The following is a 6545-nucleotide window of genomic DNA, read 5'->3' on the forward strand; positions in this document are numbered from 1 at the left end:
ACCAAGGCGTCAACTATAATTTTAACTAACAGAAATAAAGATTACAATTAAATTCATGGTTTGATTTGTTTGTATGGGGGGAAGCCTAGCGTCTGATTAACGCTAGGCTTCAATTTTTTATTTAACTTATGTTTAATAAAAATAAAGCAGTCAAAATATTATCCGAAAACAGTTTTTAACTAATTTTATAAAAAAATTAATCGATGAAAAAAATAGCATTTATCGCTTGCAGCCTTGTCTTATTTGTGAGTTCACAAATTCAGGCTCAAACCAGTAAAAACAAAATCTCTAAAACAGATAAAGCCATGGCAAAAGAAAACATTTATCAATTTAAAGTGCAGGATTTATCAGGAGATACCTTTGATTTTGCATCTCTAAAAGGAAAAAAAGTTATGATCGTAAATACCGCTTCAAAATGCGGATTAACGCCTCAGTACAAAGATCTTGAAGCTATTTACAAAGAATATAAAGATAAAGGCTTTGTAATTGTAGGTTTCCCGGCTAATAATTTTGCTTCGCAAGAACCTGGAACAAACAAAGAAATCGAAACATTTTGCCAACAAAACTACGGAGTAACTTTTCCAATGATGGACAAAGTTTCTGTAAAAGGAGACGATATGTGCGAAGTATACAAATTCCTGACTCAAAAATCTAAAAACGGTTTGCAAGATTCTGAAGTTGAATGGAATTTCCAGAAATACCTAATCAACGAAAAAGGCGAATTAGTAAAAGTTATCAAACCAAGAACATTACCTACAGATCCTGAAGTAATCAATTGGATAAAAAGTTAATAGCAACTATCTCAACCAAAAAATCCACAAATTTGAATCAATTTTCAAGTTTGTGGATTTTTTTTGCTTTATAATTACGTTAGATTTGGTACACGGATGAAACGGATTCGCTTATGCGAAAACGCTGATTAGAACGGATTATTTTTTGTTAGTGTTGTAATATTATTATGAAAACGAATGCCCTAGCCCCGATAGAAGTGGAAATCCTTTTGTGGCGTGGTTCGCCACAAAAGATTGGAACGGATAGCGGGAATAGCTCCTGAAAAAAAAGATTTCTTTATTATAGAAATAACAAAAAAAGCAAAATCTAGCTTTACGAGCTTTGCGGTTAAAATATACGCACCAATAATTTACTGATTCAAAATTTCTATAATAGTTTGTTCAATTCCGGGTTCAGAATCCGAATGTCCTGCGTTTTCAATATACAACGTAGATCTTTTGAGCTTATGATGTAATGTTTCAGCGTACTGAACCGGACAAATAGCATCATATTTTCCGTGAACTATGATCGTTGGTATATTGTCTAAAAATTTTATATTATCTAGTATATAGTTGTCTTCAATAAAACAGTTATTCCCCAAATAATGAGCCTCCATAATAGCTAAAGACTCAAACGGAAATTCATTTATAACAGCATCAATTTCATTTTCGGTTATTCCTTTCTTAAAAATCGATATTTCATAAAATACCCATTCGTAACAAAAGAACTTTTTGTTTTCCGGGCTTCCGTTCAGCATTTGATTCAGATAATAAGCCGGAATGCTTAAACCTAAATCGGTTGGTACATTACCTTTAAATCGTGACCATTCTTTAGGAAATTCATTTTCGACACCGCCATTCAAATAATGATCATTTGATTTTTTATCTCCCAAAAATACACCTCTCAGCAAAAGACTTTTTACTTTTTCCGGATTTTGTATCGCAAATACCAAACTTAAAGTTGTTCCCCAGGAACCGCCAAAAATATTTATCTTTTCAATTTTGAGATAGGAGAGAAGCGCATTAATATCATTAACCAAATCCTGAGTCGTATTTTCTATTATGCTGCCAAAAGGCTTGCTTTTAGCAGATCCTCTTTGATCAAAAAAGACAACTTTATGTTTTTTAAAATCAAAAAAACGTTTGTCATGCTCTGAAAATCCTGCTCCGGGACCACCGTTAACAAATAAATAAATTTCACCATCATCAGCACCACAAACCTCATAATAAATTTTATGAAGTTCACTAACTTTAAGATAGCCCGTTTGTATTGGATAGTCTGTACTCAATAGTTTTAGATTAAAATTAGTTCTTTATAAATTAAATTCTTACGTTCGAAACGACAAAATAAATACTAAGATCAAGCTTTGCGAACTCAAAAAAAGCAACATTTTTCATAGTGAACTTTGCGTAATTCTTTAGCGTGCTTTGCGGTAAAAAAACATTACGGCAAAACCTTTATCAAAAAGAGAAAAAATCTGCGTTAATCAGCGTTTTCGCGTAAGCGAATCCGTTTCATCCGCGTGCATTATTTCAAAATCAATTGCATAAAAACCAAATCAAGCCAATGATCAAATTTATAACCTACTTCACGAATGGTTCCCGTTGCCACAAAACCAAATCGTTCGTGAAAAGCAATACTTCCTGCATTATCAGCATCGATCGCGCCAATCATCACATGATATCCCTGTTCTTTAGCCAAACGAATTAGTTCAAGTAAAAGTTTAGATCCGATGCCTTTACCAATAATAGTATCAACAACATAAACAGAATGTTCAACGGTATATTGATATCCAAGTTTCTCACGAAATTGTCCGTAACTTCCAAACCCAACAACCTCACCATCTAGTTCCGCAACTACAATAGGGAGGTTTTTAGCAGTTTTATCTTCAAACCATTTGGTCTGAACATCGATAGTTTGAATCTCATAATTATAATTTGCAGTAGTATGCAAAATAGAGTGGTTTACAATCTCTAGAATTTTTTCTAAATCGTTGCTTGTGGCTGGTCTAAGTATTACGTCCATTTTGTTTTTGGTAGTTTTTGTCCCGAATTCATGAATTCAAGGCTATTTTAATTGTTATTTTGTTTTAAGTTTAATGCTATCCAAATTATTTTGCTGCTTCCAGAAATAGTATTAGATTGGAATTTGGAATTTAAATATTAGAATTTTACTCTAACTTTATTTTTTATTGAGTTCAGCTAATAAAGTATCTGCATCTTTAGTTCCCCAATCCATTTCTACAGCAATTGCCCTGGCATCTTTGGCATATTTTAGAGCTGATTTTTTATCTTTTATCTTATTATAAAGCCTTGCTACAAGTAAATTCCCATCGTAAGAATCATTCAATTCAAGAGAATGTTTTACCCATGAAATGCATTTTTTCAAACTTTCGGTATCAGAAATATGTTTTAAGTAAGTCTGACCAATTTCTTTAAGGAAACTTGCATCATTCCAAACTAACTTTTCGGTACTTTCAAGCGTTACTTTTTTATAGAAATCCCATTTTTCAGTTCTTTCCGCTAAAGTCAAATCGAATTTAAAAACCAGAGAATCTGTTTTTTGTAATCGGATAGATTTTGCAACTTCTCTTTGTTTGTAATAATTTATTGTATCCAGACCATCAACATAAGGACGAAGCAATTCGGTTACAATACTTTCAATTTTGCGATCGACACGATTTTGAGAAGCTACAGCAGCAAAATCTTTCTGATGGCTTAAGACATATTGAAATTCTCTTGATTTAATATCCGTTACACCATTGGCAATCACGCGCCAATTGAGTTCACTCACCAATTGCGCATCAGATTGTGTATTCAGATAAATATGTGTTGGAATTGATAAATCGGTTCTGTCTTTTCCTTTTTTCAGCGTATTCAAATAAGCAAAAAATGCATTAGAATTGCTCGGATCGTTCATGAATTGTTTTTCTAAATAAGGCAATTGCATTCGCGGATTCAAAGCATAATTCGCTTCGGTCATAAAATCTGCCTTTTTAGATTCGCCTTTCAGCACATACAAAAGGGTTTCTGTGGCAGAATCTATAAATAGAAAAGTAGGCAAAGATTTGGTATTATACTTGTCTTTAAGCGCAATCCCTTCCTCTTTTTCGACATTTTTCCACACGCAAACATAGTTTTTCTTCAAAAAATCCATTACTGCAGGATCACTAAAAACTTCCTTTTTCATCTGATTACAATGCGGACACCAATCAGCGTAAAGCATTACAAAAAGAGGTTTTCCCTGAGTTTTAGCATTTTCTAAGGCTGTTTTATACGGTGTGTCTTCAGGAACAAACTGATTTTGAGAATGTAAGACTTGTAAGGATACAAAAAGAAAGAAAATAGAGAAGAAACGCATAAAGAGTTTATTTTTATTAATAAATCTGATTTACAAATATATCTCCTTTTTCTAAAAACAGCCCTTAATATCTTCCTATTTATAAGTTAAATCCAACACGAAGTTTGTAACTTTGTGTTTATGAAAAAGAAATCTTAGACTTTTAGATTTTCTTTAAAAAATAATACACATAAGAATGATTTACCCCAAAATAGCGCTTGCTCAAAGCATTATCGAAATTTGTTTAGCAAAAGAAATCACGAATATTATAATTTCTCCGGGATCAAGAAACGCACCTTTAACAATAGGTTTTGCACAAAATCCTAATTTTAAATGTTACAGCATTGCCGACGAACGCTGCGCTGCTTTTTTTGCCTTAGGAATTGCACAACAAACCAAACAGCCGACTGCTGTTGTTTGTACCTCAGGATCAGCTTTATTAAATTATTATCCGGCTGTAGCCGAAGCATTTTACAGTCAGATTCCGTTAATCGTAATTTCGGCAGACCGTCCGCAAAGCAAGATTGATATTGGCGATGGTCAAACCATTCGTCAGGAAAATGTTTTTCAGAATCATTCGGTTTTCAATGCCAATTTAACCGAAGAGGCTTCTGTAGAAAATGATTTAAAAATTAATAAAGCAATAGAAGCGGCCATTCTTCAAAAAGGACCGGTTCATATTAATGCACCATTCGAAGAACCCTTATACGAAACGGTTTCTGAACTTTCTGTTGAACCAAAAATTACTCACTCAGAGGAAATTCTCGGAACAAAAATTATAGAAAATATTGAGGATGTAGTTACTGTCTGGAATACTTCAAAAAGAAAATTAATTCTTATTGGAGGTATAAACGAAGCCAATTCTGTCAGCAGCAAAATTCTGGAAAACTTTGCCAAAGATCCTTCAATTGTAGTGCTTACGGAGACAACATCAAACTTGCACGATCCAAGTTTTATTAATAGTATAGATAGCTTAATCACACCTTTTGATGATTTTGATTTTAAAGAATTAGAACCGGAAGTATTAATCACTTTTGGTGGTATGATTGTTTCAAAACGTATTAAGGCTTTTTTACGAAAATATAAACCTGCACATCACTGGCATATAGATACATTGCGCGCTTACGATACATTTAATGCTTTAAGTAAACATTTTGTAATGGAACCAGAAGATTTTTTCAAAGAACTGCTTCCAAAAACAACATTTGTTTCGAGTAAATATTTCTCTAAAATTGATAAAATTTACGATTTAAGAAAAATTAGAAAACAGGAATATTTGCGTAAAATTACATTCTCAGATTTTAAAGTATTCGAAAAAGTAATAGAATCGCTTCCTAAAAAGAGTCAGCTGCAAATTAGTAATAGTTCAGCGATTCGTTATGCGCAGTTAATTGAGATTGATCCTTCAATCGAAGTTTATTGCAACCGCGGAACAAGTGGTATTGACGGAAGTACATCAACAGCAGTAGGCGCGGCGGTAGGAAGAAGCGATAAACAAACTGTATTCATTACCGGAGATATTGGTTTTTTATACGATAGCAATGCTCTATGGAATTCTTACATTCCTAAAAACTTCAAAATTATCTTGATTAATAATGGAGGAGGAGGAATCTTTAGAATTCTACCCGGACATGAAGAAAAGCCTGTTTTTAACACTTATTTCGAAACTTCGCACAATCTTACAGCAGAACATTTGGCAAAGATGTACAAGCTTAATTATTTTACAGCCAATGATGTAGCGTCTCTTGAGAAAGGAATAGAAAATCTTTACAGTAATGATAGTGCTGCCGGAATTCTGGAGGTATTTACGCCAACTTTAGAAAACGATGCTGTTTTAAAACAATATTTTAAAGAACTAGTGTAGTTTTGTAAATAAAATAAAGTTAAAGTAGTTTTTATTGTAAGATAAATCTTTAAATTTGAATTTTATAAATCTAATTAAATTTAAATTTTTATTTATGAGCGCAAGAGAAGAATTAATTAAAAAGTATGCACAAGATCTTAAAGAAAAATGTGGAGTAACTCCAAATATGGATTTACTTACTAAAGTTACTATAGGTTGCGGACCATCTATTTATAATGCAGATTCGTCTACGGTTGCCGGAAGTCAGCAATCAGAATTAGATACTGTAAAAAAGAATTTCCTAATTAAGAAATTAGGATTGGCTGACAGCCCTGCTTTAGACAAAGCAATAGCGGATGTTCTGGAGCAATATGGTAAATCAAACAAGCACAAATACAGAGCGGTGGTGTATTATTTACTGACATTGCATTTTAAAAAAGAAAGTGTTTACAAATAAATCTCATCCGATTTAAAAAGCAAAAAGCGCCTTGATGGTAAGAGTGGTCGGAAGAAATTCCGGCCACTTTATGTTTTAAATACTTTTGAAGGATCTCCGCCTGCGAAGACTATCATTATTGCAGTAATAAGTTCC

General features: G+C 32.9%; 6 protein-coding genes. 3 read left to right on the top strand and 3 right to left on the bottom strand.

Annotated features, from left to right (window positions below):
* Nucleotides 1–203: 203 nt before the first annotated feature.
* The gene (locus FLACOL7796_RS23645; protein ID WP_173973224.1) at nt 204–791 is read left to right on the top strand and encodes a glutathione peroxidase; all 588 of its coding nucleotides are present in this window, start codon (nt 204–206) and stop codon (nt 789–791) included.
* A 350-nt stretch (nt 792–1141) separates the two neighbouring features.
* Here the strand turns inward: FLACOL7796_RS23645 and pip are convergent, their stop codons facing one another.
* The 3 genes from pip to FLACOL7796_RS23660 form a co-directional block, all read right to left on the bottom strand.
* The gene (gene pip, locus FLACOL7796_RS23650; RefSeq protein WP_173973225.1) at nt 1142–2059 is read right to left on the bottom strand and encodes a prolyl aminopeptidase; all 918 of its coding nucleotides are present in this window, start codon (nt 2057–2059) and stop codon (nt 1142–1144) included.
* Between the two features lie 239 nt (nt 2060–2298).
* On the bottom strand, nt 2299–2796 hold the full coding sequence (locus FLACOL7796_RS23655; RefSeq protein ID WP_173973226.1) for a GNAT family N-acetyltransferase: 498 nt from the start codon (nt 2794–2796) through the stop codon (nt 2299–2301).
* A gap of 156 nt (nt 2797–2952) precedes the next feature.
* Nucleotides 2953–4131: a thioredoxin family protein gene (locus FLACOL7796_RS23660; protein ID WP_173973227.1), complete on the bottom strand. Its 1179-nt coding sequence runs from the start codon at nt 4129–4131 to the stop codon at nt 2953–2955.
* Nucleotides 4132–4306: 175 nt separating this feature from the next.
* On the opposite strand from FLACOL7796_RS23660, the gene menD reads away from it, so the two are divergent.
* Together menD and FLACOL7796_RS23670 are read left to right on the top strand one after the other, a co-directional pair.
* Nucleotides 4307–5974, top strand: a complete 1668-nt coding sequence (gene menD, locus FLACOL7796_RS23665; RefSeq protein ID WP_173973228.1) for a 2-succinyl-5-enolpyruvyl-6-hydroxy-3-cyclohexene-1-carboxylic-acid synthase — start codon at nt 4307–4309, stop codon at nt 5972–5974.
* 94 nt (nt 5975–6068) lie between these two features.
* On the top strand, nt 6069–6410 hold the full coding sequence (locus FLACOL7796_RS23670; RefSeq protein WP_173973229.1) for a DUF2853 family protein: 342 nt from the start codon (nt 6069–6071) through the stop codon (nt 6408–6410).
* Nucleotides 6411–6545 lie beyond the last annotated feature (135 nt).

The organism is Flavobacterium bizetiae (genome assembly GCF_902804475.1).
Classification (GTDB): domain Bacteria; phylum Bacteroidota; class Bacteroidia; order Flavobacteriales; family Flavobacteriaceae; genus Flavobacterium; species Flavobacterium bizetiae.